Annotated in this window: 25 protein-coding genes, 1 tRNA gene and 1 pseudogene; 9 read left to right on the forward strand and 18 right to left on the reverse strand. The window is 69.9% G+C overall.

Going from position 1 to position 26,485, the window contains the following annotated elements:
- Positions 1 to 101: 101 nt before the first annotated feature.
- From DQ240_RS24510 to DQ240_RS09160, 6 genes and pseudogenes are all read right to left on the reverse strand, one after another.
- A complete protein-coding gene (locus DQ240_RS24510) occupies positions 102 to 524 on the reverse strand; it encodes a MarR family winged helix-turn-helix transcriptional regulator (protein WP_113839307.1) in 423 nt (140 codons plus the stop codon).
- Positions 525 to 614: 90 nt separating this feature from the next.
- Positions 615 to 1,175, reverse strand: a complete 561-nt coding sequence (locus DQ240_RS09140) for a hypothetical protein (protein ID WP_158548612.1) — start codon at positions 1,173 to 1,175, stop codon at positions 615 to 617.
- A 156-nt stretch (positions 1,176 to 1,331) separates the two neighbouring features.
- Positions 1,332 to 2,642 carry a ferric reductase-like transmembrane domain-containing protein gene (locus DQ240_RS09145; RefSeq protein WP_091382417.1) on the reverse strand — a complete coding sequence of 437 codons (1,311 nt, stop codon included), beginning with the start codon at positions 2,640 to 2,642 and terminating at the stop codon, positions 1,332 to 1,334.
- A complete protein-coding gene (locus DQ240_RS09150; RefSeq protein ID WP_113839308.1) occupies positions 2,639 to 3,646 on the reverse strand; it encodes a flippase-like domain-containing protein in 1,008 nt (335 codons plus the stop codon). The genes DQ240_RS09145 and DQ240_RS09150 overlap by 4 nt, the downstream gene beginning before the upstream one ends.
- 83 nt (positions 3,647 to 3,729) lie before the next feature.
- Positions 3,730 to 5,660, reverse strand: a pseudogene (locus DQ240_RS09155) (glycoside hydrolase family 15 protein).
- Positions 5,657 to 6,238, reverse strand: a complete 582-nt coding sequence (locus DQ240_RS09160; RefSeq protein WP_091382413.1) for a copper chaperone PCu(A)C — start codon at positions 6,236 to 6,238, stop codon at positions 5,657 to 5,659. Before DQ240_RS09160 ends, DQ240_RS09155 begins: the two are co-directional and overlap by 4 nt.
- 530 nt (positions 6,239 to 6,768) lie before the next feature.
- Here DQ240_RS09160 and DQ240_RS09165 point away from each other — a divergent pair.
- The gene (locus tag DQ240_RS09165) at positions 6,769 to 8,247 is read left to right on the forward strand and encodes an NAD(P)/FAD-dependent oxidoreductase (protein ID WP_158548616.1); all 1,479 of its coding nucleotides are present in this window, start codon (positions 6,769 to 6,771) and stop codon (positions 8,245 to 8,247) included.
- 104 nt (positions 8,248 to 8,351) lie between these two features.
- Here DQ240_RS09165 and DQ240_RS24235 read toward each other — a convergent pair whose 3' ends face one another.
- Positions 8,352 to 8,480 carry a hypothetical protein gene (locus DQ240_RS24235; protein WP_255363698.1) on the reverse strand — a complete coding sequence of 43 codons (129 nt, stop codon included), beginning with the start codon at positions 8,478 to 8,480 and terminating at the stop codon, positions 8,352 to 8,354.
- Positions 8,481 to 8,764: 284 nt separating this feature from the next.
- Here DQ240_RS24235 and DQ240_RS09170 point away from each other — a divergent pair, with 284 nt between their 5' ends.
- The 5 genes from DQ240_RS09170 to DQ240_RS09195 all read left to right on the forward strand — a co-directional run bounded on the left by DQ240_RS09170 (position 8,765) and on the right by DQ240_RS09195 (position 13,484).
- Positions 8,765 to 9,307 carry a DUF1269 domain-containing protein gene (locus tag DQ240_RS09170; protein WP_091382410.1) on the forward strand — a complete coding sequence of 181 codons (543 nt, stop codon included), beginning with the start codon at positions 8,765 to 8,767 and terminating at the stop codon, positions 9,305 to 9,307.
- A 223-nt stretch (positions 9,308 to 9,530) separates the two neighbouring features.
- The gene (locus tag DQ240_RS09175; protein WP_199589200.1) at positions 9,531 to 10,430 is read left to right on the forward strand and encodes a S1C family serine protease; all 900 of its coding nucleotides are present in this window, start codon (positions 9,531 to 9,533) and stop codon (positions 10,428 to 10,430) included.
- 103 nt (positions 10,431 to 10,533) lie between these two features.
- A complete protein-coding gene (locus DQ240_RS09180; protein WP_091382407.1) occupies positions 10,534 to 11,577 on the forward strand; it encodes a TerC/Alx family metal homeostasis membrane protein in 1,044 nt (347 codons plus the stop codon).
- Between the two features lie 395 nt (positions 11,578 to 11,972).
- Positions 11,973 to 12,440 carry a universal stress protein gene (locus DQ240_RS09190; RefSeq protein ID WP_091382406.1) on the forward strand — a complete coding sequence of 156 codons (468 nt, stop codon included), beginning with the start codon at positions 11,973 to 11,975 and terminating at the stop codon, positions 12,438 to 12,440.
- A gap of 204 nt (positions 12,441 to 12,644) precedes the next feature.
- Positions 12,645 to 13,484: an IS5 family transposase gene (locus tag DQ240_RS09195; RefSeq protein ID WP_091382404.1), complete on the forward strand. Its 840-nt coding sequence runs from the start codon at positions 12,645 to 12,647 to the stop codon at positions 13,482 to 13,484.
- 27 nt (positions 13,485 to 13,511) lie between these two features.
- Here DQ240_RS09195 and DQ240_RS09200 read toward each other — a convergent pair whose 3' ends face one another.
- The 7 genes from DQ240_RS09200 to DQ240_RS24515 all read right to left on the reverse strand — a co-directional run bounded on the left by DQ240_RS09200 (position 13,512) and on the right by DQ240_RS24515 (position 20,948).
- On the reverse strand, positions 13,512 to 14,882 hold the full coding sequence (locus DQ240_RS09200) for a glucose-6-phosphate dehydrogenase (RefSeq protein WP_091382403.1): 1,371 nt from the start codon (positions 14,880 to 14,882) through the stop codon (positions 13,512 to 13,514).
- Positions 14,879 to 16,705, reverse strand: a complete 1,827-nt coding sequence (locus DQ240_RS09205) for a glycoside hydrolase family 15 protein (RefSeq protein ID WP_091382401.1) — start codon at positions 16,703 to 16,705, stop codon at positions 14,879 to 14,881. Before DQ240_RS09205 ends, DQ240_RS09200 begins: the two co-directional genes overlap by 4 nt.
- Positions 16,706 to 16,779: 74 nt before the next feature.
- Positions 16,780 to 17,331: a copper chaperone PCu(A)C gene (locus tag DQ240_RS09210; protein ID WP_091382400.1), complete on the reverse strand. Its 552-nt coding sequence runs from the start codon at positions 17,329 to 17,331 to the stop codon at positions 16,780 to 16,782.
- 17 nt (positions 17,332 to 17,348) lie between these two features.
- Positions 17,349 to 18,824 (reverse strand): basic amino acid/polyamine antiporter, encoded by a 1,476-nt coding sequence (locus DQ240_RS09215; RefSeq protein ID WP_199589202.1) that lies wholly within the window; start codon positions 18,822 to 18,824, stop codon positions 17,349 to 17,351.
- 5 nt (positions 18,825 to 18,829) lie between these two features.
- Entirely contained in the window at positions 18,830 to 19,084 is a 255-nt protein-coding gene (locus DQ240_RS09220; RefSeq protein ID WP_091382398.1) for a hypothetical protein, read from the reverse strand.
- 125 nt (positions 19,085 to 19,209) lie between these two features.
- Positions 19,210 to 20,448: an arginine deiminase gene (gene arcA / locus DQ240_RS09225; protein ID WP_199589204.1), complete on the reverse strand. Its 1,239-nt coding sequence runs from the start codon at positions 20,446 to 20,448 to the stop codon at positions 19,210 to 19,212.
- A 32-nt stretch (positions 20,449 to 20,480) separates the two neighbouring features.
- A complete protein-coding gene (locus DQ240_RS24515; protein WP_113839310.1) occupies positions 20,481 to 20,948 on the reverse strand; it encodes an STAS domain-containing protein in 468 nt (155 codons plus the stop codon).
- Between the two features lie 996 nt (positions 20,949 to 21,944).
- Between DQ240_RS24515 and DQ240_RS09235 the strand changes: the two genes are divergently transcribed.
- The 3 genes from DQ240_RS09235 to DQ240_RS09245 all read left to right on the forward strand — a co-directional run bounded on the left by DQ240_RS09235 (position 21,945) and on the right by DQ240_RS09245 (position 24,679).
- Entirely contained in the window at positions 21,945 to 22,154 is a 210-nt protein-coding gene (locus tag DQ240_RS09235) for a hypothetical protein (RefSeq protein WP_204262315.1), read from the forward strand.
- A gap of 937 nt (positions 22,155 to 23,091) precedes the next feature.
- Positions 23,092 to 23,397, forward strand: a complete 306-nt coding sequence (locus DQ240_RS09240) for a helix-turn-helix domain-containing protein (protein ID WP_091382393.1) — start codon at positions 23,092 to 23,094, stop codon at positions 23,395 to 23,397.
- Positions 23,398 to 23,479: 82 nt separating this feature from the next.
- A complete protein-coding gene (locus DQ240_RS09245) occupies positions 23,480 to 24,679 on the forward strand; it encodes a tyrosine-type recombinase/integrase (protein ID WP_091382392.1) in 1,200 nt (399 codons plus the stop codon).
- Positions 24,680 to 24,857: 178 nt separating this feature from the next.
- Here DQ240_RS09245 and DQ240_RS09250 read toward each other — a convergent pair whose 3' ends face one another.
- From DQ240_RS09250 to DQ240_RS09265, 4 genes are all read right to left on the reverse strand, one after another.
- Positions 24,858 to 25,214, reverse strand: coding sequence for a helix-turn-helix transcriptional regulator (locus DQ240_RS09250; RefSeq protein ID WP_176832632.1), 357 nt, complete (start codon positions 25,212 to 25,214; stop codon positions 24,858 to 24,860).
- A complete protein-coding gene (locus tag DQ240_RS09255; RefSeq protein ID WP_091382390.1) occupies positions 25,207 to 25,617 on the reverse strand; it encodes a hypothetical protein in 411 nt (136 codons plus the stop codon). Before DQ240_RS09255 ends, DQ240_RS09250 begins: the two co-directional genes overlap by 8 nt.
- A gap of 280 nt (positions 25,618 to 25,897) precedes the next feature.
- Positions 25,898 to 25,970 (reverse strand) — tRNA-Ala (locus DQ240_RS09260).
- Between the two features lie 93 nt (positions 25,971 to 26,063).
- On the reverse strand, positions 26,064 to 26,477 hold the full coding sequence (locus DQ240_RS09265) for a VOC family protein (RefSeq protein ID WP_113839311.1): 414 nt from the start codon (positions 26,475 to 26,477) through the stop codon (positions 26,064 to 26,066).
- Between the last annotated feature and the right edge of the window lie 8 nt (positions 26,478 to 26,485).

Genomic DNA, 26,485 nt, shown 5'->3' on the forward strand with positions numbered 1-26,485 from the left:
CCTGTCGCTACGTTACTGCCGAGGACAGAATCACCAACCGCCAGATTGCGAGTTCGCTGGTGTGCGGTTCGCGGTTGTCCGCCCCCGTACGGATGTGCAGGTCAACGAGGCAGGCCGGTCGGGGGCGAACGGTGCTGGATGACCGTGAACGCCATGCTGTGGCACACACGCTGGCACACAACACCACCAGTCGAGGCGATTGGCTGCCCTCCGCCCGGTCCGCGCCCTCGCCGTCTTTCCAGCCTGAGGCGGAAAAGCTCGTCAAGCCGATCGGCCAACCAGGCGAGCCGGGCCCGAATGGAGCGAGCCTGCAATCCCGCGCCGGCCGCGGTGAGGATCAGCGCGGTTCTTCGAGCGTCAAGCGTGGACGGAACACGCAGGAGACCGGTCGATTGGGCTCGGTCGACGAGCCGACTGGCCGTGGAGGGCGCCACGTCGGCCACGCGGGCGACGTCGCCGATGGTGACTTCCTGGCTGGCGGCGGCCCCCCGAGCGCATGCCTCGACCACGAGCAGGCTCGACATCTCGACCGGAGCGTCGTCCTCCGTGATGATTTTGTAACTGGGTGCGCTCCAGACCCACAGGTCCGGTGGACGGCCTTGCTCACCTAACAGTCAGACCACAGCGCCGTCCTCGCGACGCGGACTGGAGGTCCGCCGCCCGGCGGCGACCGGAGCCTCGGGCCGCGGCGGCCAGCGTCGGTCCAAAGCCACGGTGAGCGGGACGGCGACCGACACCGTGGAGATGGTGCCGGCGATGGTGCCGAGGATCAGAGCGAGGGCGAAGCCGGTCAACGAGTCGCCGCCGAGGGCGAGCAGGGCTGTGACGGTGGCCGCGAAGAGCGTGTGCGGGAGCGCGAGGTAGACGAGGACTGGCCCGTCGGCGCACCGCACGATCGGCCGCAGGTCCTCGGCGGAGGTGACGTCGGCGGCCACATACCGCAGCTGGCGGCACAACGCCGCCCGATGGGCGAAGTCGACCTCGGCGGCGTGCTCGGCGAGTGCAGCGGCAGCCTGCTGCCTGAAGGCGTCATCGTCCCCATCCTCACGGCCGACGCCGATGATGGTGAGGGCGTCGGGCAGTCGGCCCGCGCGCTGCAGATGCGCGAGGGCCGGCAGAAGGTAGCGCCTGCTCAGGTCACCGCCGGCACTGAGGAGCAACAGGGTCGAGGGCACCGGTCCTACCTCTCCGCGTCTTGGTCCGCTGCGCCGGGGCCGCTCAATTCTGGATGGCAGCAAACGCCAGGCAGGCCAGGGTCAACAGCAGGCCGGCGCCGAGGGTGATGCGAGCCATGTAGGCGTGGCGCATGGTCGTTCCTCCGTCGTAAGCGTTCAGACCCAGGCGAACCGTTCGGTGTGGATGCGGTCGGCGGGCACGCCGATCGTGGGAAGAGCGGCTTCCATCGCGTCGAGCATCGGGTTGGGGCCGCAGGCGAAAAACTGGAACCGCCGGTACCCGGAAGGCAGGTGGCGGCGCAGCACGTCGACGGTGACGTACCCGGTTTCCCCAGTCCAATCCGAAGGTGGCTGCTCGAGCACGTGCACGACCCGCAGGTTCATCCGGTCGGTCAGCTCGTCGAGTTCCGCACGGAACGGGATACTGTCCCAGTCCCTGTTGGCGGCGAAGAGCACCACGGGCCGGACGTCGCCGCGATCGGCCAGCGTCCGAACCATGCTCATCGCCGGGGCGAGACCGACGCCGCCGGCGATCAGGACGTACCCGGCACCCTCGTACTGGTCGATCGAGAACGCCCCATGCGGGCCATCGACGTAGACGGTGGTGCCCGGTGCCACCCCGCCCACGGTGGAGGTGAAGTCGCCGGCGGCCTTGATGGCGACGGCGATCGTGCCGCCGTCCTCGGCGCTGGAGGCCAGGGAGAAGGGGTGGGAGGTGACGGTGAACGGGGACCGGCCGACGGTGATCCAGGCGAACTGCCCCGGGGCGAACTGCAGTCCGTCGTGCCCCTCGGCGCGGAGGGCGAGGACGGTGGTGCCTCCGGGCTCGGGGACGACCCGGTCCACGGTCCAGGGCCGGCGGCGCAGCCGCAACGGCCGCAAGATCCGCACCCAGATCAGCAGCCCGACGAACGTCGCCGACATCAGGCCCCAGAGCACCTGCTTCCCGACGCTGTCGACGTAATAATTGACCAGCAACACATGAATCAGGGCGGCGAGGACCGCAACGACCGCCAGGACGGCGTGCGTCAGCTGCCAGGCCTCGTAGGACAGCCACAGCCGCCGGCGCCACACCGACGTCGCTACCAGGACGAGCAGGGCGAGCGCCGCCGCCACCCCGAACCGGACCCGCCACGGCGTGTCCGGAGAGAACAGGGCGGCGACCAGGCCCCAGTCCGCCGACAGCGCCACATGGACCATGACGAAGGTCAGTCCGATGTAGCCGATGTGCCGGTGGAACTGGACCACCGCGTCGGTGCCGAACGGCTCAGCCACCGCGCGGATGCGGGCGACGAGCGCGAACTCCACCCCCATCAGCGCCAGCCCGACAAAGCCGAGCGCGACGGAGAAGTCGGTCCAAAAGCCCTGTCCCGCCCGGTTGGTGCCCACCAGCGCGAACACCAGCGGAGCCAGGCAGATCCCGACGAACACCGCCAGCCAGACGATCCCGCGGGCGACCGGCCTCATGCCGCGCTCCCTGGCGTGCTACCGGCGAGCGCACCGGCCTTCCGGCGGGGTCCGTATCGGGAGCGGAAGAGCAGGTAGGCGACCGGCCCGGCGAGGATGGGCAGCCAGTAGGAGGCCAACCTATACATCAGCGTGGCCAGGACCGCCTGACCGGTGGCCACGCCGGCGAGCGTGAGGGTTCCGTACAGGCCGGCCTCGACGAAGCCGAGCCCGCCAGGGGTGATGGGGATCATCCCCAACAGCAGGGCGGAGGCGAAGACCAGCAGCACCAGCGAGGGGTGCGGACGGCTGCTGCTGGCGGCCAGGGCCGCCAGCAGGGACAGGTAGTCGAAGCCGAGCTTGCCGGCCACGGCCAGCAGCGCCTTCCACCAGCCGGCGCCGAGTACCGCGCGCACGGCGTTGCGCTCCTGCAGCAACCGCTGCGGCAGCCCCGTTGACGGCGGACGGCGGCGGACCAGCCGGTTGCGCAGGGACTGCACGGCTCCGGCCGCGGCGACCAGCGGCCGGTCGGCGACCAGCACGGCCGCGCTGAGAGCGGCGACCAGCACGAAGACGGCCCCACCGAGGATGGCTGACTGGAGCAGGGTGCGGGGTACGTAGACGCCGGTGAGCACCGCGGGCAGGGCCAGCACCGGCAGGAAGAGGACGCTGGCGGTCTGCAACACGGAGAAGGCGGTCAGCCCGGTGACCGCGGTGGCCGGTTCGATGCCGGCGCGGCCGAGCATGCGGAACTGCAGCGCCGCGCCGGCGGCCGCGCCGCCGGGCACGACCCGGCTGAACGCGTTACCCGACAGCTGGGCGGTCGCCACCGGGAACCAGGCGGTGGTGCGCAGCGCCATCCGCTGCAGCACGAGCAGGCAGCAGACGCTGGCGACCTGCCCGGTGACGACGGCGGCGAACCACCCTGGGGCGATGTCGGACAGCTTCGGCCAGGACGCGAAGACCTCGGTGACTTGCGGCGCGAGCAGGTACAGCGCCACCCCCATCACCGTGAGCAGGAGCACCCGCCCGACGCGGATCCGCCCGACCGGCGTCCGGGTGATCCGCTCAGCTCGCGTAGCCCCCACCCCCCAGTCGGCCGGCCCGCTCACGGGCGACCGCGCCGGCCAATGGGGCTGAAGCGGCCGGGGGCGGCCCCGCCGGCCCGGATCAGGTGCATGACGGCGTTGATCAGCGCCAGGTGAGAGAATGCCTGCGGGGTGTTGCCCAAATGCCGGCCGCTGTGCGCGTCCAGCTCCTCGGCGAGCAGCCCCAGGTCGTTGGCGTGGTGCAGCAGCAGCCGGCACAGGTCGTCGGCGCGGGCGGTCTCGCCGATCTCCACCAGCGCGGAGACCAGCCAGAACGAGCAGATGACGAAGGTGCCCTCCTCGCCGGACAGGCCGTCGTCGGTCTCCTCGACCCGGTAGCGCAGCACCATCTCGTCCTCGGTGAGCTCGTCGGCGATCGCCAGCACGGTGGCCCGCGCCCGCGGGTCCTCGGGCGGCAGGAAGCCCAGCGCGGAATTAGCAGCGCCGAGGCGTCCAGCGCGGTGCTGCCGTAGAACTGGGTGAACACGCCGCGTTCATCGACGCCGGAGGCGCAGACGTCGGCGTGGATCTCCTCGGCGGCCGCGCGCCAGCGCGCGGCCTGCTCAGTGGCGCCGCAGAGGTCAGCCAGCTTGGCGCCGCGGTCGGCGGCCACCCAGCAGAGCACCTTCGAGGAGGTGAAGTGCTGCAGCGCGCCGCGGACCTCCCAGATGCCGGAATCGGGATGCCGCCAGTGCACCAGCGCCTGCTCGACCTGCCGTTCCACCAGCGGCCACAGCCGGTCGGGCAGGGCGCCCACGGCGGTGGTGTGCAGGTAGACGGAGTCCAGCAGCATACCCCAAACGTCGTGCTGGGCCTGATCGTAGGCGCCGTTGCCGATCCGCACCGGACGGGAGCCGGCGTAGCCGGACAGGTGCTCGAGCTCGACCTCGGTCAGCGTCCGCTCCCCGCCGATGCCGTACATGATCTGCAGTCGGTCGGTCTCCCCGCCGGCGACCTCGGCGATGAAGTCGAAGAAGTCGCCCGCCTCCGCGGTGAACCCGAGCGTGTGCAGGCCCCACAGCGTGAAGGCGGCGTCGCGGATCCAGGTGTAGCGGTAGTCCCAGTTGCGCTGCCCGCCGAGCTCCTCGGGCAGGGAGGTGGTCGCTGCGGCGACCATCGCGCCGGTGGGCGCGTACACCAGCCCCTTAAGCGTCAGGGCGCTGCGCTGCATGTGCGCCCGCCAGGGATGGTCGGGAAAGGTGCCGCCGGCCAGCCAGTCTCGCCAGTACGTGCCCGTGTACTCAAGCCGCTCGTGTGCCTCGGCCACCGAGCCAGGCGGTGCGGCGCCGGCCCAGGACAGGGCAACGACGGCCTCCTCACCGGCGGTCAGGACGGTGCGCCAGCCCACGCGGGCGCCCTCCGCCAGTAGCGGCCGGTCACTGGTCAGACGCAGCGAGAGCCCTGAAACGGGGTCGCTCGCCGACGCCTGTCCTTGCGTGGCGGGATCCAGCTGCCAGGCCGGCGCATGGCGGCCGTAGTCGAAGGCGGGGGTGCAGTCCACGCTCAGCTCGACACTGCCATGTTCGCAGCGGGCGGTGCGCAGCAGGACGTGCGCGGCCCGCTGGCCTGAGGCCTCGCGGCGGTAGGGCGGCAGGTCGCCGCAGGCGTCGTCGTCCCAGGGGGCGACCAGCAGCGCGTCGGTCACCGTCAACCAGCCGGAGCTTGTCATGTACGTCGTCTCTAGCACGAGCGTGCCCGGCAGGTAGCGTCGGGTGACTGGTACCGAGGTCTCCGTGGGGGCCAGCGTGAAGGTGCCGGCGTCGCGGTCGAGGACTGCGGCGAACAGGCTCGGCGAGTCCATCCGCGGCGCGCACAGCCACTCCACCGCACCGCGGGAGGTCACCAGGGCGATGGTCTCCCCGTCGGCGAGAAGCGCGTAGTCCTCGATCGGCGGAAAGCCCTGGGTGCGGTCGACATGTGTGTCCCGGGGCGAAGAGTCCGGACGGCTCATGACGGGTCGGCCGGCGTGCTGGAGACCGCCGCCGGGTCGTAGGTCGCCACCGGCACCTGCAGCGTCACCGACCCGGCGCCGGTGAAGGTGAAGGTGATCTCCACGCTGGTCCCGCTGCGCAGCTCCTCTCTGAGCCCGGTCAGCTCCAGGTGCGGGCCGGCCACGTCCTGCAGGTCCGCCACCCCGCCGGCCGGCACCGGCACGTCGATCGACGACGTCGCGGCCTCCCCGCCCTGGCGGAGGACGACCTCGGCGGCCTCCTCGCTGCTGACAGCGGATAGCGTGTCGTCGGCGTCGCCGTCGTTGGCCACCGTCAGCAGCAGCTCCGCGCCGCCTTCGGGCGTGTGGGTGCTGCCCCGCTCACCCGGCGAGGCGATGTACACGTGCAGCAGCCGCAGGTCACCGACCTGCCCCTCGACGCTGTCGAGATCCGGACGGCCCACGCTGGGACTCAACGGCGAGCCGTGCTCGGCCTCGTCCTCGCCGCACCCTGCCCCCACCAGTCCGACGATCAGCAGCAGCAACAGCAGAGGAGCGGCGGTGGGAACCCAGCCCGTGCCGCGATCGACATGGAGCATTACGACCCTCCCAGCCATCTCGCCTGACCGACGGACGAGCTCAAACGGTGCGGTCGGTTGCTCGACCCCGGAGCCTCTTACCCTGGTGACACCGTCGGAACCCTCGTTCGAACACCGTCCTCGTCGCCGGGTATGTCCACGTATTCGGCGGGTACCAGTCGCAGGGGCCGAGCAGACGGCGCTGCAGGACGGTCCCGGCAGAGCCGGTCGACGTGACTCGGATCCGCGCAGCGCGCCGGGCCCATGAGTTGTTCCACTGGGTGCCTGCGGGGTAGACGTCGTCGAGCGAAATGGGGGGAGACAGCGCGTGTCTCACTTTTGTGCTTAGCGTGTCGACGTCACGTCCGCGGACCCCACGGGGCACGTGCCCGCAGATGCAGCGATCAGTCCTTTACTCGGCTCGAACCCGCACGCCCTCGCCACGCATTGAATGAGTGAGAACGCCTCGACCAAGCGCGAAAGGCGTGTCAGGTCCCCTGCCTTCAGTTCCGGCCAACCCACGCCCGGAGGTACTGACAATGGCGGCACACGTGTTCGAGCAACTGAACAGACTCGTCGGTTCAGCGGTATCGGGATCGAGTCTCGCGGATCTGTCCAGATCGAAGCGGCAGGCCCTGCGGGACTCCTTCTTGATGCCCGACGCCCTCGACCTCGAGGCCGTGCACTCCAGCGAGGAATTGCAAGACATCAATGTCGTCGTCGTGGGCGGTGGGTTCGCCGGACTTTCCGCGGCCTGGTACCTGAACCGCTGTGGGGTGCTGGTCGCCGTACTCGAGGCCTCGGAGCGGCTCGGCGGTCGGGTGCGCACCGACCGGGACTTTGTTGCGAACAGGACTGTCGAGGCGGGCGCCGAGCTGATCGGGGCGAACCATCCCATGTGGAACGACCTGGCCGACACCTTCGGATTGCAGCTCATCGAGGTTAGCGAGTCCGACCCCCGAGTACGGATCGGAGACCACGACCTCACCCACGATGAAAAGAAGCAGGTGTACGACGAACTGTTGGACGTCATCGACGTGATCGGTCAGGACGCGAAGGACATCGACCCAGTACATCCGTGGCTCTCGCCAGGCGCCGCCGCCTTCGACGCGATGACCGTCGCCGAGCGGCTCGACGAGTTACTCGGGGCCGCCGGCTCGCTGACTCGCTCGGTCATTGACTTTCAACTAGGCAACGACAACTGCGCGCCACCCTCGCAGCAGAGCTACCTCGGGCTGCTCGCGCTCGTAAGCGCGGGCCGCGTCGATGATTGCGACGAGACGACGAGCTTGCGCGGCTACTGGGACTACACCGAAACTTTCCGCTGCAGCGGCGGCAACGATCAGCTGGCAGCCATGCTGGTCGGCGACATCGACGCGGACAACGTGACCCTGAACGATCCAGTCACCGACATCGCGGTCCGGGAGGACCGAGTCGACTTCACCACCGCATCGGGCACCGGGACGTGCGACTATCTCGTGCTTGCGGTGCCGCCGACGGCATGGCCGTCCATCACCTCCCACCTCGAGTGGGATCCCGCCGAACGCACTATGACCCACGGGCCGGCCGTGAAGTACCTCAACAGCTTCGTCACCGCGTTCTGGGACGACTCAGGACTCACACCCAATGCGCTCGTGGACGGCATCGGGTCAGTGTGGGAGGGCACTGATAGTCAGCCTGTTGCGCCTGACGCGGAGTTCGCGCTGTCGGTCTACTCCGGCGGCACATTTATCCGTGACCGAAGCAGCTACCCGACGCAGCTCGCCTCGATCTTTCCGGGCTACGCGCCGGTCGATGAACGATTCGTGGACTGGCCGAATACGCCGGGCGTGCTGACCGGGTACTCGGTGCCCGCTCCGGGCGAGGTCACCACGGTTGGGCAGGCCCTGGCTGAGCCGCACGGCCGCATGTACCTGGCGGGCGAGCAGACCTGGATGCCGTTCTTCGGGTACATGGAGGGCGCGCTGCAGTCCGGGGCCCGCGCCGCCCGGGAAATCATCCGGCTCGAATGTCCGGAGGCGATGCCGTGATCGGCGCTGAAGCGGACGGCGAAGACCCCGGCGATCACCTCCTTGCCGCCGCGCACGGCGATCGCCATGGCCAGCGCGGTCTACGCCAGCTGCGCGTCGTGGGCTCACCGGGGCGAACCCTGTTTGACCTCAGCTCCTTGGGCCTCCTGTGCGTTCAGCTTGCCGGTCTCGAACACCAGCCGGACCGCGCCGGACTTGAAGTCCTCGTCGAGCTTCTGGTACTGCCTCGTCATCGCTGCCCTCCTCACAGACGCGATGTCTTCACGCTATGGGGGGAAGCTCAGCGCTGTCTCCATCGATTTGAGGGAGGAGCGCTGAGGCTCGCTGTCGGTGCGGACGGAGCCGAAGGACTCATTGTCGGGTGAATGCTCTCCGTCGCGCCGGGTATGGTTCGTGGCGGTTGAGCAGTCAGCCTCAAGCATGTGGCGTCCTTGGCAAGACTTCCGCTGGAGAGTTCGGACGGCGCCCATGGAGGGCTCTGGCCTCGGAGCGGGGTCACGGGACGAGGAGAAGGCGCATGAGTCAGTTGCTCGTGTTTGGGGTGGACAGCCCGCAGACCGCTGAGAAGGTCTTCGAGCTCGCCGGGGAACTCGATCGGCAGCAGTTGCTGGAGCTGGCCGACGCCGCCTGGGTGGAGCGGACTCCCGACGGGAAGATCAAGCTGCACCAGTCGGTCAACCTGACCGCGGCTGGAGCCAGCTACGGAGCGGCCAGCGGCGCGCTGTGGGGGTCGCTGATCGGACTGCTGTTGCTCAACCCGCTCGCCGGCGCCCTGGTGGGGGCGGGGGTGGGTGCCGGGTCGGGAGCCCTGGGTGGGTCGCTGGCCGATGTCGGCATCCCCGATGACCTGATCCGTGAGATCGGGCAGACCCTGCAGCCCGGTGGGGCGGCAGTGTTCTTCCTGGCCCGCAACGCCACCGTCGACCGGGTCGTTGAGGCGATCCGGCCCTACAACCCGACGGTGATCCAGACCAACTTGAGCCGCGACTCCGAGCGTGAGCTGGTCGCGCTTCTACAGCAGAACCACCCCGTCGGTGCCTCGGCGGCAACCGGGTTGTGACCCCATGTCGTCCCCGCGTACCACTCGAGACGGGGCGCCGTCTGCGGGTGTGTGCCGCCACGTGGTGGCCCGACCGCGGTCAGCAGTTGCGGCAGGCGTAGTCGCGGCTGCACTGCTCACCGGCGGCTGTACCGGCTCCGACTCCTCGGCTGACCAGCAGGCGTCCAGCGCCACGACGACCGCTCAGCAGCCTGCCGAGGCGGCCGCCGGAGGCCTGGAACAGGTGCCGCAGGTCCTCGCGCGGGCGCAGCCCAGCGTGGTGACCGTGCTGGTTGCCGGCGGAAACGGCAGCGGGGTCGTCTACACCGCCGACGGGCTCATCCTCACCAACGAACACGTCGTGCGCGGCGCCTCGGACGTGGAGGTGGCCTTCGCCGACGGGCGGCGCGTCCCGGGCACCGTCACCGCCACCGACCCGGTCACCGACCTCGCCCTGGTGCAGGCCGACCGGCGCGACCTGCCACCGGCGGAGTTCCGCACCGACCTGCCCCAGGTGGGCACCCTCGCGGTCGTCGTGGGCAGCCCGCTGGGCTTTGCGAACACCGTCACCGCCGGCATCATCTCCGGCCTGCACCGGGAGATCCCTGGCAGCGCAGTGCAGTCCCAGGCGCTGGTCGACCTCATCCAGACCGACGCCCCCATCAGCCCGGGCAACTCCGGTGGCGCCCTGCTCAACGCTGCCGGTGAGGTGATCGGCATCAACGTCGCCTACATCCCACCCCAGGCCGGCGCGGTCGCCCTCGGCTTCGCCATCCCGGCGGCAACCGCCGTCGACATCGCCGACCAGCTGCAACGTTCCGGTCGCGCCCAGCACGCCTATGCCGGGCTCGTGCCCGTGCCGATCACCCCGGAGATCGCCGCGCAGCTGGGGCTCGGCGACCTGGAGGGGGTCATCGTCGCCGCTGTCGCCGCCAGCGGCCCGGCCGAGCAGGCGGGCTTGGCCCCCGGCGACGTCGTCACCGCAGTGGACGGGGAGCCGACGCCCACGCCTGAGGACTTCCTCGCCGCGCTGCGCCCGCACAGCCCCAGCGACGTCCTGACCCTGACGGTCACCCGCCCCGGTCAGAGAGAACGCGAGGTCGAACTCACGCTCGTGGACCGACCCGTCACCAGCAACCCCTGAGGGCACTGCCGCCCTCGGCACAGTCGCCGCCCGACGCAGTCTCGTTGGCCGGCGCGGGAGCCTCCGCCCACAGGTCGGGAGCGGAGCCGATCAAGGAGACAGCGTGACCGACATCAGTGGCCTGACCTGGACGCTGACCATCGTGCTCATCCTCGCCCTGCTGGCCGTGGACCTCGTCCTGGCCGCGGTCCGTCCGCACCGGGTCGGCTTTCGCGAGGCCACCGCCTGGTCGATCTTCTACATCGCCCTCGCGATCGGCTTCGGGATTTGGTTCACCACGGAGTACGGCGGCGGACCGGGCACCGAGTACTTCGCCGGCTACGTCGTCGAGAAGAGCCTGTCGGTCGACAACCTGTTCGTCTTCGTCATCATCATGACGACCTTCGCCGTCCCCGAGGAGCACGAGCACAAGGTGCTGACCTTCGGCATCGTGCTCGCGCTGGTCATGCGGGCGATCTTCATCGCGCTGGGCGCCACCCTGCTGTCGCTGTTCTCCTTCATGTTCCTGCTGTTCGGCCTGCTGCTCATCTACACCGCCGTCCAGCTGTTCCGGCACCGCGACGAGGACCCCGACATCGAGAGCAACGCGATGGTCAAGGCCGCCCGCCGCCTGCTGCCGGTGACCCCCGACTACGTCGGCGGCCGGTTGCTTACCCGGGTCGAGGGCCGGCGCATGGTCACGCCGCTGATGGTCGTGCTGATCGCGATCGGCAGCGTGGACCTGCTGTTCGCCCTCGACTCCATCCCCGCGGTGTTCGGGGTGACCGATGAGCCCTACATCGTCTTCACCGCCAACGCCTTCGCCCTGCTCGGCCTGCGCGCGCTGTTCTTCCTCGTCAAGGGACTGCTCGACCGGCTGGTCTACCTGTCCGCTGGGCTGGCGTTCATCCTGGCGTTCATCGGCGTGAAGCTGATCCTGCACTGGGCCCACGTCGACATCGACCCCAGCGTGCCCGAGATCCCCACCCCGCTCAGCCTCGGCGTGATCGTCGTGGTCCTGGCCGTCGTCACGGTGGCCAGCCTGCTCAAGACCCGCCGCGACCCCACCGCCAAGGCCCACCCCGGATCACTGCGCGCAACCGGAACCAAGGACCGGCACGCCCGTCCCGGGTCCACCGGCGAGGGAATCGGTGCCCACGGCTCCTGACGCACCAGCCCCCTGCGCGACCCTCCATGGGCGGTCCTGGTGGAGACCGGCGCCGATGCGCAGCCCTTGATCCATGCTGACGGGGACTCGTGAACGGTCTCGAGATCAGGTCTTACCTCGTCGGGCTGTACAGCGGCAGGTCGCCGATCAGAATCTCGGTGGACCGCAAGTCCGCAGGTGCGAGACGGATCAGCGAGCGGGACAAAATCCGGTTGATCGACGCGGAGAAAAGGCTCCCCACGAAGTAGCCCACCTCGTACGTGGTCTTCGGCTGTGACATCTCGGTCCTCCGTGACCATCGGGTGCTCCTACGGCCTTGACTGGCGTGTCCGGCTCTGCAAGGTGTGCGATGGGGAAGACACCGCCCCGTCGTCGACCGGCAGGAGCACGACGCCATGAGCACTCCGGGCACCGATCCGCAGTCCGGTTCCGGCCGCATCGTCGTGGGAGTGGACGGCTCGTCGCACTCGGAGGAGGCGTTGCGCTGGGCGCTCGGCCAAGCGCGGCTCACCGGCCAGCCGGTCGAGGCGGTCATCTCCTGGAGGATCCCGGCGGTCGGGGTCGATGGGGCCGGTGCCCTCATGGCCATCGACTGGGAAGGCGATGCGACCAGCATGCTGGAGAACACGGTCGCGAGGGCGGTGGACTCGTCGGATGCCGACCGGGTGTCCCAGCGCGCGGTCATGGGTCATCCGGGGCAGGTCCTGGTCGACGCGGCGGCAGATGCGGCTCTGCTCGTCGTCGGCAGTCGTGGCCGTGGCGGGTTCACGGGGATGCTGCTGGGCTCGGTCAGCCAGCACGTCATCGCCCGCGCCGCCTGCCCGGTCGTCGTCGTCCGCGGCCCCGTCGACCCACCGGAGTGACCGGACCGCGCGGGCGGACGGCCGGGTCGACGGCGACCTGGCCGTGCCGGTCTGCGGCCCGTTGGCCGATCGACGCCGACGTCAGACTGCTAAGGGCGTCCGCCAGTAGGGATGATCACCACGTTCGGCGTGGCTGGTCGTCGGGGGCAGGCACGAGGGCCACGCTCGCGAAGGTGCTGACGCTCCGTGAGCTGTGGACCGCTCGTGCCTGCCGTCCCATCGTGCATCCTTGACCCGCTGCGCGAGCAGTTCCTCGCGCTGCTGCCCACGCGTGTCGATGAGCACCCGCTGGGCTGTCACCGGCCGCGCATCGCCGACGCCGTGGTGTTCGACCACCTGGTCGCCGCGCTGGTGTTCGGCGCCGGCTACGACCGGATCGCCGACGCCGACTGCTCGGCCACCACCATGCGCCGCCGCCGGGACGAATGGATCAGGCTGGGCATCTTCGACCGGCTACGGCTGGCCTGCCTGGACGCCTACGACACGATGATCGGCCTGGACCTGGCCGACCTGGCCGTGGACGGCTGCACCACCAAGGCGCCCTGCGGTGGACAGTGCGCCGGTCGCAGCCCGGTAGACCGCGGCAAGGGCGGCATGAAGCGGTCCCAGCTGTGCGACGGCGCCGGCGTGCCGATGGCCACGGTGTCCGCGCCGGCCAACACCCGCGACGACGCTCTGCTCGGGGAGACCCTGGACGCGCTCAAGGACTTCCAACCCCTGCCAGCGGACGTGACCGTGCACCTGGACGCCGGCTATGACTACCGGCCCTGCCGGGAAGCCCTTGACGAGCGAGGCCTCGCCGGGCAGATCGCCGCGCGCGGTACACCCGCGCCGATCCAGGTCGGCCGGCGGTGGGTTGTCGAGCGGACCAACTCCTGGCTCAACGACTTCGGCCGGCTGCGTCGCTGCACCGAACGCCGCCAGGTCTGTGTTGACGCCTTCCTTGCCCTCGCTACCGCGATCGTCACAATCCGTGCGTTGCTGCGGGCCGCCTGGTACCGCTATCGATGGGACACCCGTCCAAGATCACCACGGATCCGCTGACCTAATGGCGGAGGCCCTAAGCGCAGTTCAGCGCTCGCGCTGATCGAACGGCCCGTCCGATCCGGCGGGGTACTCCTGGAGCGGAACCAGGTCCTTGGCCCATGCGTCGAGCACGGGTGTAACGACGCGCCAGGATTCCTCCGCTTCGTCACCGCGGATCGACAGGGCAGGGTCACGGTGGAACACGTCCAGCAACAGCCGACCGTAGGCGGGTAGTTCGGCCGGTTCGAGTTCAGCGGCGAGGGTCAGCGGGACCAGCGTGTGCGCGCGGGCGCCGACGCCGGACATCTCGACGACGACGCTCTCGGGCTGGAGCCCGAAGCGCAGCACGTTGGGTTGCGGGTCGCCGCGCATGCCACGGGGCAGGTGCGGCACCGGCCGGAAGTGCACCGCCACCTCCATCCGGTTCCGCCCGAGCGCCTTGCCGGTCCGGAGCCGGAACACGGTGCCGCGCCAGCGCCAGTTGTCCAACCGGAGTTCCAGCTCGGCGAACGTCTCCGTCCGGTGGGCCGGGTCGACGCCGTCCTCCTCCACGTACGCAGGAACGGATACGCCGTCGACGAGCCCGCTCGTGTAGCGGGCCCGACGTGTGTGACGGACGACGTCGTCGGCGCTCAGCGGGCGGATCGAGCGCAGCACGTCCACCTTGCGGTCCCGCAGGTCTCGGGCGTCGAGACTGATCGGCGGCTCCATCGCCACCAGGCAGAGCAACTGCAGCAGGTGGTTCTGCAGCATGTCCTTCAGCGCGCCGACGCCGTCGTAGTATCCGGCCCTACCCTCCAGGGCGAGCGTCTCGTCCCAGACGACGTCGATCTCCGCGATGTGCGCGCTGTTCCAGATTGGCTCCAGCACCCGGTTGGCCAACCTGGTGCCGAGGACGTTCTGCACGGTCGTCATGGCCAGGAAGTGGTCGACGCGGAACACCGATTCCTCAGGGACGACCCGGGCGAGCAGGGCGTTCAGCTCGACCGCCTGGGCGAGATCCTCACCGAACGGCTTCTCCAGCACGATCGAGCTCCCCTCCGGCAGCCCGGCACCGTGCAGCGCCGAGACGGTGGGGGCGAACAGGAACGGCGGAAGGGCGAGGTAGGCCGCGATCGGCTCGGCACCCCGGACTACGGCGCGCAGGGCGGCCGGGTCGGTGACGTCGGCCCGGTGGTACTCGGCCGCCGACACGATCGCGTCCCGGTCAGCGGCCGGGAACTGCCCCCCGTGCTGACCGAGCTGGGCACGCGCCCACCCGCGGAACTGCTCGTTCCCCCAGTCCTCCCGGCCCACGCCGATCAGCCGGAACCCGTCGCCGAGGTGCCCGCCGTTGCCCAGCGCCGCAAGCCCGGGCAGGAGGTATCGCGCCGTCAGGTCGCCGGTGGCCCCGAGGAGGACGAAGCGCTCGATCACCTCCCCCTCCTCATCGCCCTGGCCAGGTTCACCCCGCTGGCGATCACTCCGATGTGGCTGAACGCCTGGGGAAAGTTCCCGGTGAGTTCACCGCTCGACGGGTCGATCTGCTCCGACAGGAGGCCGAGCGGGCTCGCCCTGGCGCACAGCGACGCGTACAGCCCCTCGGCCTCATCCAGCTTCCCCTGGAGTACCAGGTTGTCGACGAGCCAGAAGCTGCACAGCAGGAACGCACCTTCGTCACCGGCGAGCCCGTCCGGGGACTCGTCGTGCCGGTAGCGGTAGAGCAGGCCGTCGCCGGCCGACAGTCGCTCGGCGATCGCGGCGGTCGTGGCGACCATCCTCGGGTGATCGGCCGGGATCACGCCGCGCAGCGGGAGCGCCAGCAGGCTGGCATCTAGGCTGTCGCCACCGTCGAGGTGCTCGGACAGGGTTTTCGCGTCCTCGTTCCACGCCCGCGTCAGGATGGTCTCCCGGAGATCGGCGGCCTCCCTCCGCCAGCGCGCGAGGGGTCCGGCGAGACCGAGTTGCTCACCTGTCGCCGCGGCCCGGTCCAGCGCCACCTGGCACATGGCGGCGGAGTAGGTGAACACCCGGCCGCTGCTGCGCACCTCCCAGATGCCCTGGTCCGGCTGCCGCCACGCCCGGCCGGCGGCGTCGGCGATGCCGCTCAGCCCACCCCACAGGGCGGGGTCGAGCCGGCCGCCCGCCTTGACCCACTGGTCCGCGCAGTCGAGGACCTCGCCGTAGACGTCGTGCTGGCGCTGGTCGGCCGCGCCGTTGCCCCAACGCACCGGCGCCGAGCCGCGATATCCCTCGAGCTCGACGTCCTCCCATTCGTCGGGGATCGGGTCGCCGGCGATGGTGTACATGATCCTCGGCTGCCGGCTCCGCTCGAACGCGTCGAGGACCCAGCCGAGGTAGGCATCGGCCTCGTTGACGAAACCGATCCGGCGCAGCGCGAAGACGGCGTAGGCGGCATCGCGGACCCACGTGTAGCGGTAGTCCCAGTTGCGGATCCCCCCGACGGGCGCCGGCAGGGACGACGTCGGCGCCGCGACGAGCGACCCGTGCGCCCAGTGGTCGCAGAGCTTGAGCGTGATCGCCGCCCGCCGGACCATGTCCGGCTGCGGGCCGTCGTAGGAGAAGCCGGTCATCCACCGCCGCCACCCGTCGGCCGTCTCGGCGAGCCTCGCCTCGGCGTCGAGCGGGTGGTGCCGATGCAAGCGGCCCCACGAGAGGACCAGGTCGAGCCGATCGCCCTGCTGCAGGTCGTGGGTGCTCAGCAACCCGGGAAGCGGGCGATTGGACCGCAGGTGCAGCCGCAGTCCCGGCTGGCGGGCGCACTCGACGGCCAGGCCGTTGAACGCCGGGCGGGGCTGCGCGCCGCCGCGCGGCTGCACGGCGACGCGGAGCCGGACGTACCCGGAGAGCACCACCGCTGAGCGGACGAGTTCACCGCGGTCGGCGGGGGCATCGTCGGTGAGATCGGCCCCGGAGCGCAACGCCAGGGCGTCCGTGAGTCGCACGAGCCCGGTGTCGCTGCGCAGCTCGGTGATCAGGACGCCGGTGTCCGGCTCGTATCGCTGCCGCGCCTCGACCAGCCGTTCCGGTACCACGATGAACGAGCCGCCGCGAGCAGAGTCCAGCAGTGAGCAGAACAGCGGTTCGGAGTCGAAGTCGGGGACGCACATCCACCGGATAACACCGTCGAGTCCGACCAACGCCGCGGTCGCTCCGTCGCCGATCAGGCCGAGGTCGGCCAGTGGCGGGTAGCCGTCGTGGAGCCGGATCGGCCGGAAGCCGGGATCGAGGTCGAGCACCGCGGACCCTCCTAGAACTTGATGAGCACCTTGACCACGTCGTCGAGTTTTGTCTTCCAGGGGTGACAGCCCGGTCAGCGGCCGACCGCGTCGGCGGGCTCCGTGAACCTGTCCGGCCGGACGTCGGTGTAAGTGCGGATCGGCACGGAGAGGGTTACCGAGCCGGCGTCGCGGAACTCGAAGGTGACCGGGACGCTGAAGCCGCTGCGCAGGGCCCCACGGAGCCCGGTCAGCTCCAGGTGGAGGCCGCTCACCTCGCGGAGGGCCGCGACCCCGCCGGCGGGCACGGGCACCTCCAGGCGCGGTTCCGCCTCCTGGTCGCCGTCCCGGAGGACGACCGCCTCGGCGACCTCGGCCGAGGCCCCGGTGAGTTCATCGTCGGCCTCGCCGCCGTTCGCGATCGTCAGCAGGAGAGCGGCGCCGTCCCCGGCGATGTGCAGGCTGCCGCGGGTCCCGGGGGACGCGACGGACACGCCGAGCAGCCGGAGGTCTCCTACCCGCCCGTCGACGCTGTCGAGCCCGATCCTGGCCCGGTCGAGGTTCGGCGGGTCGGCGCGCGCCGACGTGCAGCCGGCCAGCACCAGCAGGGTGAGCAGGGCCGCCACGGCGACTCCGGTGCGGTTCATGTCAGCTCCTCCGGGGCTCAGGTGGTGATGAAGCCGGTCCACAAGCCGACGACGCCGGTGATGCCGGCGGCCACGATCACGGCGCAGAGCACCATCTCGGTGGGGCTGAACAGCCGGCGGCTGTGCTCGCTGCGCGCTTTGACGTACAGTAGGGTGGCCGGGGCGAGAATCACCGTGGCCAGCAGCAGGAACTTCAGGCCGGCGGCCTCGAAGAGGAACAGCGTGTAGGCGGTGGCGATCCCCGCGATGATCGCCTCCTTCCGACGCGTCCTGGCGGTCACGTCCTCGTAGCCCTCCCCCGTGAGGCCGAGCTTCAGCGCGTACGCGGCGGTCAGGAAGTAGGGGATCAGCGCCAAACAGGTGGACAGATCGAGCATGAAGTTCAGCGCATCGGTCAGGACCAGCGTCGCGGCGAGGAGGCCCTGGACCGCCAGCGAGCTGACGACGAGTGCCGTGATCGGCGTGGCCTTGTCGTTCTCCCTACCCAGGAAGGCCGGGAGGTCCTCATTGCGGGCCGGGATGTACATCACCTCGGCCGCCATCAAGCTCCAGGCGAGGTAGGCGCCGAGGACGGAGACGATGACGGCCGCGCTGATGAACCAGCGGCCCCAGTCGCCGACGACGGACTCGAAGAGGCCGATCATCGACGGCTGGCGGGTCGCGGCAATCTCCGGCTGCGGCATCACCCCGTAGCTCGACAGCGTCACCAGGGCGAAGATCGACAGCACGCTCAGGAAGCCCAGGACGGTCGCCCTGCCGACGTCTTGGCGCCGCTTGGCGTAGCGCGAGTAGACGCTGGCGCCCTCGATGCCGATGAAGACGAACGTCGTGATGATCATGGTGTTGCGGATCTGCTCGTCGAGCGAGCCCAGGTCGCCGTAGCCGGTGGCGATCCAGTTGTCGGCGAAGACGCCGGCGTCGAACGCCACGAACAGCACGACGATGAAGGTGAGGATCGGCAGAATCTTGAACACCGTCACGATGCGGTTGACGATGGCGGCGTCACGAACGCCCCGCGCGATCAGGTAGTGGAAGAGCCAGACACCGACCGTGCCGAGCGCCACCGCGAGGACCGTGTCGCCGTCACCGAACACTGGGAAGAACGCGCCGATGGTCGCCGTGATGAAGATCCAGTAGAAGGCGTTGCCGGAGACCGTGCTGGCCCAGAAGCCGATCGCCGAGTTGAACCCGACGTAGTCGCCGAACCCGGCCTTGGCGTAGATGAAGACCCCGGAGTCCAGCTGGGGCTTGCGGATCGCGAGGTTCTGGAACACGAAGGCGAGCATCAGCATGCCCGTCCCCGCGATCGTCCAGGCGATCAGCGATCCGAGGACGCCGGTTGCCACGCCGAAGCGCGCCGGCAGCGAGAAGACGCCCGCGCCGACCATGCTGCCGACCACCATCGCGGTGAGGGTGGGCAGCGACATCTTTCCCGGCGTCGCGACCGGGGCGTCGGCAACCGCGCCGGCAGCCCGTGGGGCCGTGTCGACCATCGCAGTCACTCCTGTCCTGGGGCTCGGCCGAGCGCCACCGGCTCGACCTTTTCGATCTTGAAGCCGACGACTCCGTACAGAACGCATAGCGCCGCGATCGCGGCGCATCCCACCAGAGCCACCTGAAGTGGTCCGTCCAGCGCGTCGAAACCGAACAGCACGAGGGAACTTGCAATCAGGACCGCCAGGGCGACGAGGTCCAGCAGAGCATCGACGAGCAACGTCGGCCGTCGCGCCGTCAGGACATCTCGCTCTTCCATGGCGTCCCTCTCAATCGGGCAGCCGAGGCCCCGGACGCCAGGCTCGGTGACGGACTCACCGACTGGTCTGACCGGAGCTCTCCTCAGTAGCAGCCGGACGGTGCCCGGCTCGACGAGCGATCGGCTCAGACGTCGACGGGGTCGCGGATGATCGGGCAGGTCATGCAGTGCCCGCCGCCACGACCCCGGCCCAACTCCGCGCCGACGATTGTGATCACTTCGATGCCGGCCTTGCGCAGCACGGTGTTGGTGTAGGTGTTGCGGTCGTAGGCGAAGACCACCCCTGGGGCGACGGCGACGACGTTGTTGCCGCTGTCCCACTGCTGGCGCTCGTTGGCGTACTCGTCACCCCCGGTCTCCAGCACCCGCAGCTCGGACAGACCCAGCGCGTCGGCGACGACGTCGGGAAAGGTCCGCTTCTCCTCGGTGACCTCGACCGGTTCCTTGTCGCCGGGCCGGAGGCTGAAGGTATGGATGCCGTCGACGATCTCCCGGTAGGCGGTGGCGACGTCACGGTCGGCGAAGGTGAACACCGTGTCCAGGTGCATGGCGGCCCGCATCTTGGGCATGCCGGCGACGATCACTCGGGTGGCGGCGCCGTGCTCGAACAGCGCTGCAGCGAGCTGGGTGATGGCCTGCCGGGAAGTGCGCTCGCTCATGCCGATGGCCACCGCGCCGTTGCCGATCGGCATGACGTCGCCGCCCTCGATGGTGGCCAGGCCCCAGTCCCGCTCGGGATCGCCCCACCACACCGTGGCGCCGGCGAAGTCGGGGTGGAAGGTGTAGATGGCCTTGTAGAGCAGCGTCTCGTCGTGCCGGGCCGGCCAGTACAGCGGGTTGAGCGTGAGCCCGCCGTAGATCCAGCAGGTGGTGTCGCGGGTGTAGAGGGTGTTCGGCAACGGCGGCATCAGGTACTCGCGGACGCCGAGCTGCTCCCGGGCGAGCGCCAGGTACCCGGACCGGAAGTCGGCGGGCAGGTCGACCGTGGCCAGCCCACCGATGAGGAGCTCTGCCAGCCGGCGGTCGTCCAGGGACTCGAGGAATGCCCGCGTCCCGTCGACGAGCCCGAGGCCGACCTCGTTGGCCGTGACCTTGCGGTCCAGCAGCCACGCCTTCGCCCCGGGGATGGCCATCGTCTCGGTCAGCAGGTCGTGCAACTCCACGACCTCGACACCGCGACTGCGCAGCTTGGCGACGAAGTCGAAGTGGTCCCGGCGGGCATTGTCGACCCAAAGGACGTCGTCGAACAGCAGGTCGTCGCAGTTGCGTGGTGTGAGTCGGGAATGGGCCAGACCCGGTGCGCAGACTAGGACCTTGCGAAGCACGCCGACCTCGGAGTGCACGCCGTAGGCGGCGACCGGCACGTCTGCGCCCGTCCTGGGAATAGTCGTATCGGTCATCGTCCGCGCGCTCCTCGCTTGAGAGAGGACCGGTGGCCACCGGACCAAGGCGGGACGAGGTGCCCCCACGGGAGGAGAGCTAGTTCGACGAGTCGCTCGACAGCCGCGGCTGTCGGAGGTAGATCGCCCTCAATAGGCTCGGACGCGCCGGCCGCCTTCGGTATTAGCGGGAGATGAGGCGTGGGGTTGACCAGCCGTATTCGGCACGCACGCGTGGTGGCAAGCGTCTGTGCGCAGACGGAAACCCGCAGCCCTTCATCATCGCAGAACGAGATCGCGGAGCCGTCCACCGCGACGGTTGAATTGCCTGTGAGAGGCAGTACAGCCAGTGCATCAAACAGCCAACTGGCGCGACGGCGGTCGAGATCGCCAATGGGTCCGACCCACCCCGCGAGTGCATCCACCCACAAGACGCGGTGATCAAAGGTCTCGGCGGTGGGCGGCTGAGCAGTAACCAGACGCATGAACTTGCCTCCGGGTGCCGGAGGCCTAAGCCCTATCCGGGCGCTCCCGCACACAATGTATGTGCTGAACGGCCCGATGCTCGACCGATTTCACGGTAGAGCGGCAACCCCCGACGCGCAACTGGACGCGGCCAGCAGGTACCTGCCGCAACGCGTCCGATGATCAAGGCAGGACCGCGAGGGCAACCCCATACGTGCGATGACGTCGTGAACGCCAGCCCGCGACCGTGGACAGGATCACGACAGTGCCCGTGTGGCGGATCGACGGCAATCGCCTCCGCCTACACGCCACGCCACGCCATCAGCCATCAGTGGCGTCCGGTGAGCAAGGTCCCCTCACGTATGTCATCGGTTCCCATGCTCAGCCGCTGCCCGTAGGGGACGGCCGTCCTTCTCATTCATCACACGGTGAACCGCCCCGGGGCGGGACAGGCAGCGGGAATGCGGCTGCGGCGATCCAGCGGCAAGAGCCTCAACGACGACCTTGCCGAGGGGGGGCCACAGGCGGACACCCCTCCCAGGGGCTCCCACCGAGGCCTTCCACCGAACCGTCAGCAGCTCGCCATCCAACCCGTCACTCGCCCCCTACCCGACCGATCGACCAGCACTGGAGATCTCCCCTCCCAATCAAGATCACGAGCCGACACACCTCATGCACTTGCGGTCCTGGAACTCGTGGTGACGAGTTACTGCAGGGTCGTCTGCAGACTCTGTGCCATGGGAACCATCGGAACCCCCGAGCACCGGGCCCGCCGCCGAGCTCGTGAGCAGCAACGGCGGCAACACGTCGCCCAGGCACCGACCGTGTCCGCCGATGCAGAACAGACCGGCGCTTCGGCGGAAGGGCGCGAACGGCGCACCGCCGCGACGACCTGCGGATGGTGTGCTGGGCCGATCACGCCGCGCGGCCGGGGGCCGATCCCCAAGTGGTGCTCGGCCACCTGCCGACACCGAGCCTGGGAGCAGACCCGCGCGGCGGCCTCCGGCCGATCCGCGGTGCAGGTGGTCGAACGGCGGGTGCAAGTCGGCGTCCCCCTGGAGCCGACCCGGCGGGACTGGCCGGCACTGCTCGGCGAGCTGACCCGGCAGTTGGACGACGGCCGCATTTACGACCGTGACCTGCCCGGCCTCAGTCGGTCACTACAGCCCGTACTGGAGGCCTACCGCTGGCGGGCCGGCCGGACCGGCGCCCCCGACGTGCGCTGAGCCGCGAACCTCCAGTTTTTCTCCAGTAGTAGCAGAAGACGACTGCGCCGGAGCACGTGCCCTGGAGAGCCGGTGCACCGAACCGCGGACCGATCGCACCGGCGTCGTCCGAGGTCGACGACGCACACAGACGTCACCCCATCTCCTGCTCGCTCAGCGAACCGCCCGAACCCAGCGCAGTTCTCGTCACAACGGATTCGCTCGGCCTGGATGCACCAGGTGTGTCGGCTCGTGATCTGGCTGCGCGGCTCGGGCGGACGGGATAGGGGGAGGCAGCAGCACGGGCCTAGCAGAAGCGCTGCTCGGCCGGCGACCGTGGCGAGCGGCGCGGCCGGGAAAGCGAGCCAGCCTGCGGCACTGCAGTCCCATCCAGACGCCTGCACGGCCGCGTCCGTGGAGCCGGCCGCAGGCGAGGAGCCGAGCGGCCGGTGCGAAGCGCCCCGGGATAGCCGGTGCGCGAGCACGACCTGCACACGGTCTGGAGCGCCGATGCAGCTCTGCTCTTGCGACGCCCGGCCTGGGCGCTGTCGACAGACCTGCTCCGCGAGTTCGTCCGGACGCTTGGCGACCGGGGCGTCCGATGCCCGGCCACCGCAGCCCCCCGCAGGCGCGACGCCGTGCTGGCAAATAGCAGCCCATGGCGCCACGACCCCGCCCGAGCAGGCGCCGGTTCATGCCTTGGACGGGGTGACGCCCACCGCCCTCCGGGGTGACACCGGGCGGTCACCTGCGTTCTGCCATGTCACCCCGGGCCGTCCCGCTGTCGCGGCCGGCCTAGCGGCCGCACGGAGGCCGCGGCCCCTGGCACACGAAGAAAACCGGAGAAAATCAGGAGATTGCCGCGGCAGTGTCACCAATCGGCCGAAAATGGCGCCTTCTCCAGGTGGGTTGCCGCGCCGAATGCCGGCGCACGAGGCCAGCCGACGAGGAGGGCGACATGGGCCACGCGCAGCGACCTCGGGAGCCGGCGCCCAGCGAGCCGCTGCTGCTCACCCCCGAGGAGGCCGCTGAGCTGCTCCGCGTCGGCCGCACCACGATCTACACCCTCATGAAGGCCGGCGACCTGCGCCCGGTGCACATCGGACGCAGTTGCCGCCTCCCCCGGGCTGAGCTCGAGCGCTACGTCCGAGGGCTCGAGGCTCCCGCGCCGAGCGCGCCGGCTCACCCGCGCCGGCACCGGCGAACCAGCACGAGTCAGCGCGGCTTGTTCGAGCTCACCTCCGACCCGGTGGAACGAGCCTGACCTGTGGATTCCCAGCACCACAGGTCAGCGCGCACCACGACACTCGACGCCGAGTCTGAACCAGCGACGCAGGGAGCGACCGATGACGGACGCCAAGGAATCAGACAGCACGCCCGCGCGGCGTCGACGAACGTTGGAGCAGAGGAAGCGTGCCAGCGGCGAGTCCTCCATCTACCAGGACGAGGACGGCCGATGGCACGGCTTTGTCTCCATGGGGAAGAAGGAGAACGGCCGGCGCGACCGACGCCACGCCTCCGGCGCCAAGCGCGCCGACGTGGTGTCCAAGGTCCGTGCCCTCGAGGCCAAGCGGGACGCTGGGATGGTGGACGCGGCCGGCCGCGCACCCACGGTCGGTGAGTGGCTGGACCACTGGCTGGACAACATCGCGGCGCGGAAGGTCCGCGCGCGGACTCTAGAGAGCTACCGCAGCACCGTGCGGCTGCACCTGCGCCCGGGCATCGGGCACCACCGGCTGGACCGGCTGCAGCCAGAGCACCTGGAGCGTCTCTATGCCGCGCTCAGCGACAAGGGCCTGGGCCCGGCCTCGATCCTGCGCGCCCATCGGGTCCTGTCCCGCGCCCTGCGTATCGCCTCTCAGCGCGGCAAGGTCGCGCGCAACGTTGCCACCCTCGTCGATCCGCCTGCGGTCAGGCGACCCGAAACCGCCCTGCCGCTGACCGCGCCGGAGGTCAAGCAGGTCATGGCCGCCGCGCTGACCCACCGCAACGCGGCCCGGTGGACCGTGGCGCTGGCCGTCGGGTTGCGTCAGTCCGAAGCCCTCGCGCTGCGATGGAGCGACGTGGACCTGGACAACGGCACGCTGAGCGTCCGACGCGGACTGCACCGGGTCAGCGGGCGGGGGCTGATCTATGAGGAACCGAAGGCCGACCGCAGCCGCCGCAACCTGGCGCTGCCCACACCACTCGTGCAGGCGTTGAGGGCGCACCGGGCGGCCCAACTCGAGGAGCGGATCGCCGCCGGCTCGTTGTGGGAGGACCACGACCTTGTCTTCGGGCAGCCCAACGGCCGGCCAATCGAACGCAAATCGGACTGGCGAGCCTGGAAAGCCCTCCTCCAGGAGGCGGGCGTGCGCGAGGTCCGCCTGCACGACGGGCGGCACACGGCGGCGACCCTGCTGCTGTCCGAGGGCGTGCATCCGCGGGTCGTCATGGAGGTGCTTGGCCACGCACAGATGCGCACGACGACGGACACCTACAGCCACGTCATGCCGGCCCTCGGCCGGGACGCCGCGGACCGCATGGGCCAGGCGCTGTGGGACTGACGTGGTGCACTGCGTGTGCTCCGGTGGTTGCCACGCTGGCTTAGCGGCGGCGCTTCGCCTTGCCGATAAGCGCATCAGACTCGCGAATCAGGCATCTCGAGTGGGCGAGTTGGCGGCTCGACGGTCGTAGAGGGCGTTTTCGACTTGCGCCCCCGCGGCAACCCGGCACAGCGCGCGCTCACCCGACAAGGTTGGCCAAGTCCAATTCGATGTCTTGACCATCCACCGTCACGACGATGCGTGGATGGTCGCCAGCGGCCGTCAAGTACTGCGTCAGCGTGGATAGGAGCATGTCGTGCTGACGCTCCAGGCGACTGATGACCGTCTGGGCCACCCCCATCTGCGTAGCCAGTGCGACCTGCGTCAGATCGGCGGCCTTCCGGATCTCTGCGAGACCTGCTGCGTGGACTCGGTCAGTATCGACCATCTCGGCCCGGACCTGTGCGGAGCGCTCCGCCACACCGGGGATGGCACGGGCCCGCGCCATCTTCTCCGCAGCGCGCTCGGCCCCGACGAACGTGGCCTGTTCACTCATCACTGTCTCCCTCGGTACGGGTGCGAAGCAGGTAGCTCTCGATAGCGGCGTCGGCCCGCGGCCCAACGCTGTCGTAGAAGACATCGCCCATGCGGGCCTTGTCGGCGCCGAACAACACCAGGACGACCTCGCCGGGGCGATCGGGCGGAAACCAGACGATCAAGCGGATCGCGGTACCAGGGCTGAAGGGATGGGCCACCCGCCAGACCTGGTGGCGGCGCGACTGGTGAACCCGGCGCAGCGTCGGCGTGTCCGCATCCGGTACAGCTGTGAGTTCTTGCAGGACGCCGAGCTCGGCGTCGACGAGTGCGAGCTGCTCCAACGAACGTTCATCACCACCTACGGCGCGCTCGATCAACTGGTCGTACCAGCGATCGAACTCGCCGGTCCAGTCGATCAACACGCCAAGAATATAACACGGTAGTACTAGTACTCCAGCATACTCAGCGGGCGCCCCGGGTCCTCCCAGCCGGCAAGCCGGCTGATGACGGCTGTCGTCTCAACCCCCGACCGGGCTCCCACCCGCGCGAGTTGGGCGGGCAGAGCGCCGGGTGAGACGCGGCGACCGGATGGGACGCACTGTCTGCCTGACCCGACGCCGCATCTGCTCCGGTGGCCACCATGCTGGCACCAAACACGACTCAGGCCGTCCCTCCGGAGGAGGAACGGCCTGGTCATCGGGGTGGAGCTGAGGGGACTCGAACCCCTGACCCTCACACTGCCAGTGTGGTGCGCTACCAGCTGCGCCACAGCCCCGTTCCCGGCCCCGGTCGAGTGCCCCTGAGCCGATGAGAACTGTACATCCCCCGCCGGAGGCCGACGGGGAGGGGGTCGGGGCGCGCCGTGGTCCTAGCCCTGCTTCAGCTGCGCGATCCGCAGGTGGTTGCCGAAGGGGTCGCGCAGGCCGAAGTCGATGCCGTAGGGCTGGTCGACCGGCTCCTCGGTGATCTCCACGCCCTTCTCCTTGAGCTCGGCGTGGGTGCGGTACGCGTCGTCGCAGGCGAGGAAGAGGTGCCCGCCGGCCACACCCTTGCTGATCGCCTGGCGCACCTCGGCAGCGGTCTCCTCGCTCATCGAGGGCGGACCCGGCTTCTCCAGCAGGACCTGGCGGTCGGGCCGGCCGGCGGGGGCCACGGTGAGGAAGCGCATCGGCCCGAAGGCCATGTCGGTGACGACCTCGAGGCCGAGCTTGCCGACGTAGAAGTCGAGCGCGGCGTCCTGGTCGGGCACGTAGATCTGGCTGATGGTGATCCCGGTCAACATGCCGACGA

It is taken from the genome of Blastococcus sp. TF02A-26 (genome assembly GCF_003319125.1).
Classification (GTDB): domain Bacteria; phylum Actinomycetota; class Actinomycetes; order Mycobacteriales; family Geodermatophilaceae; genus Trujillonella.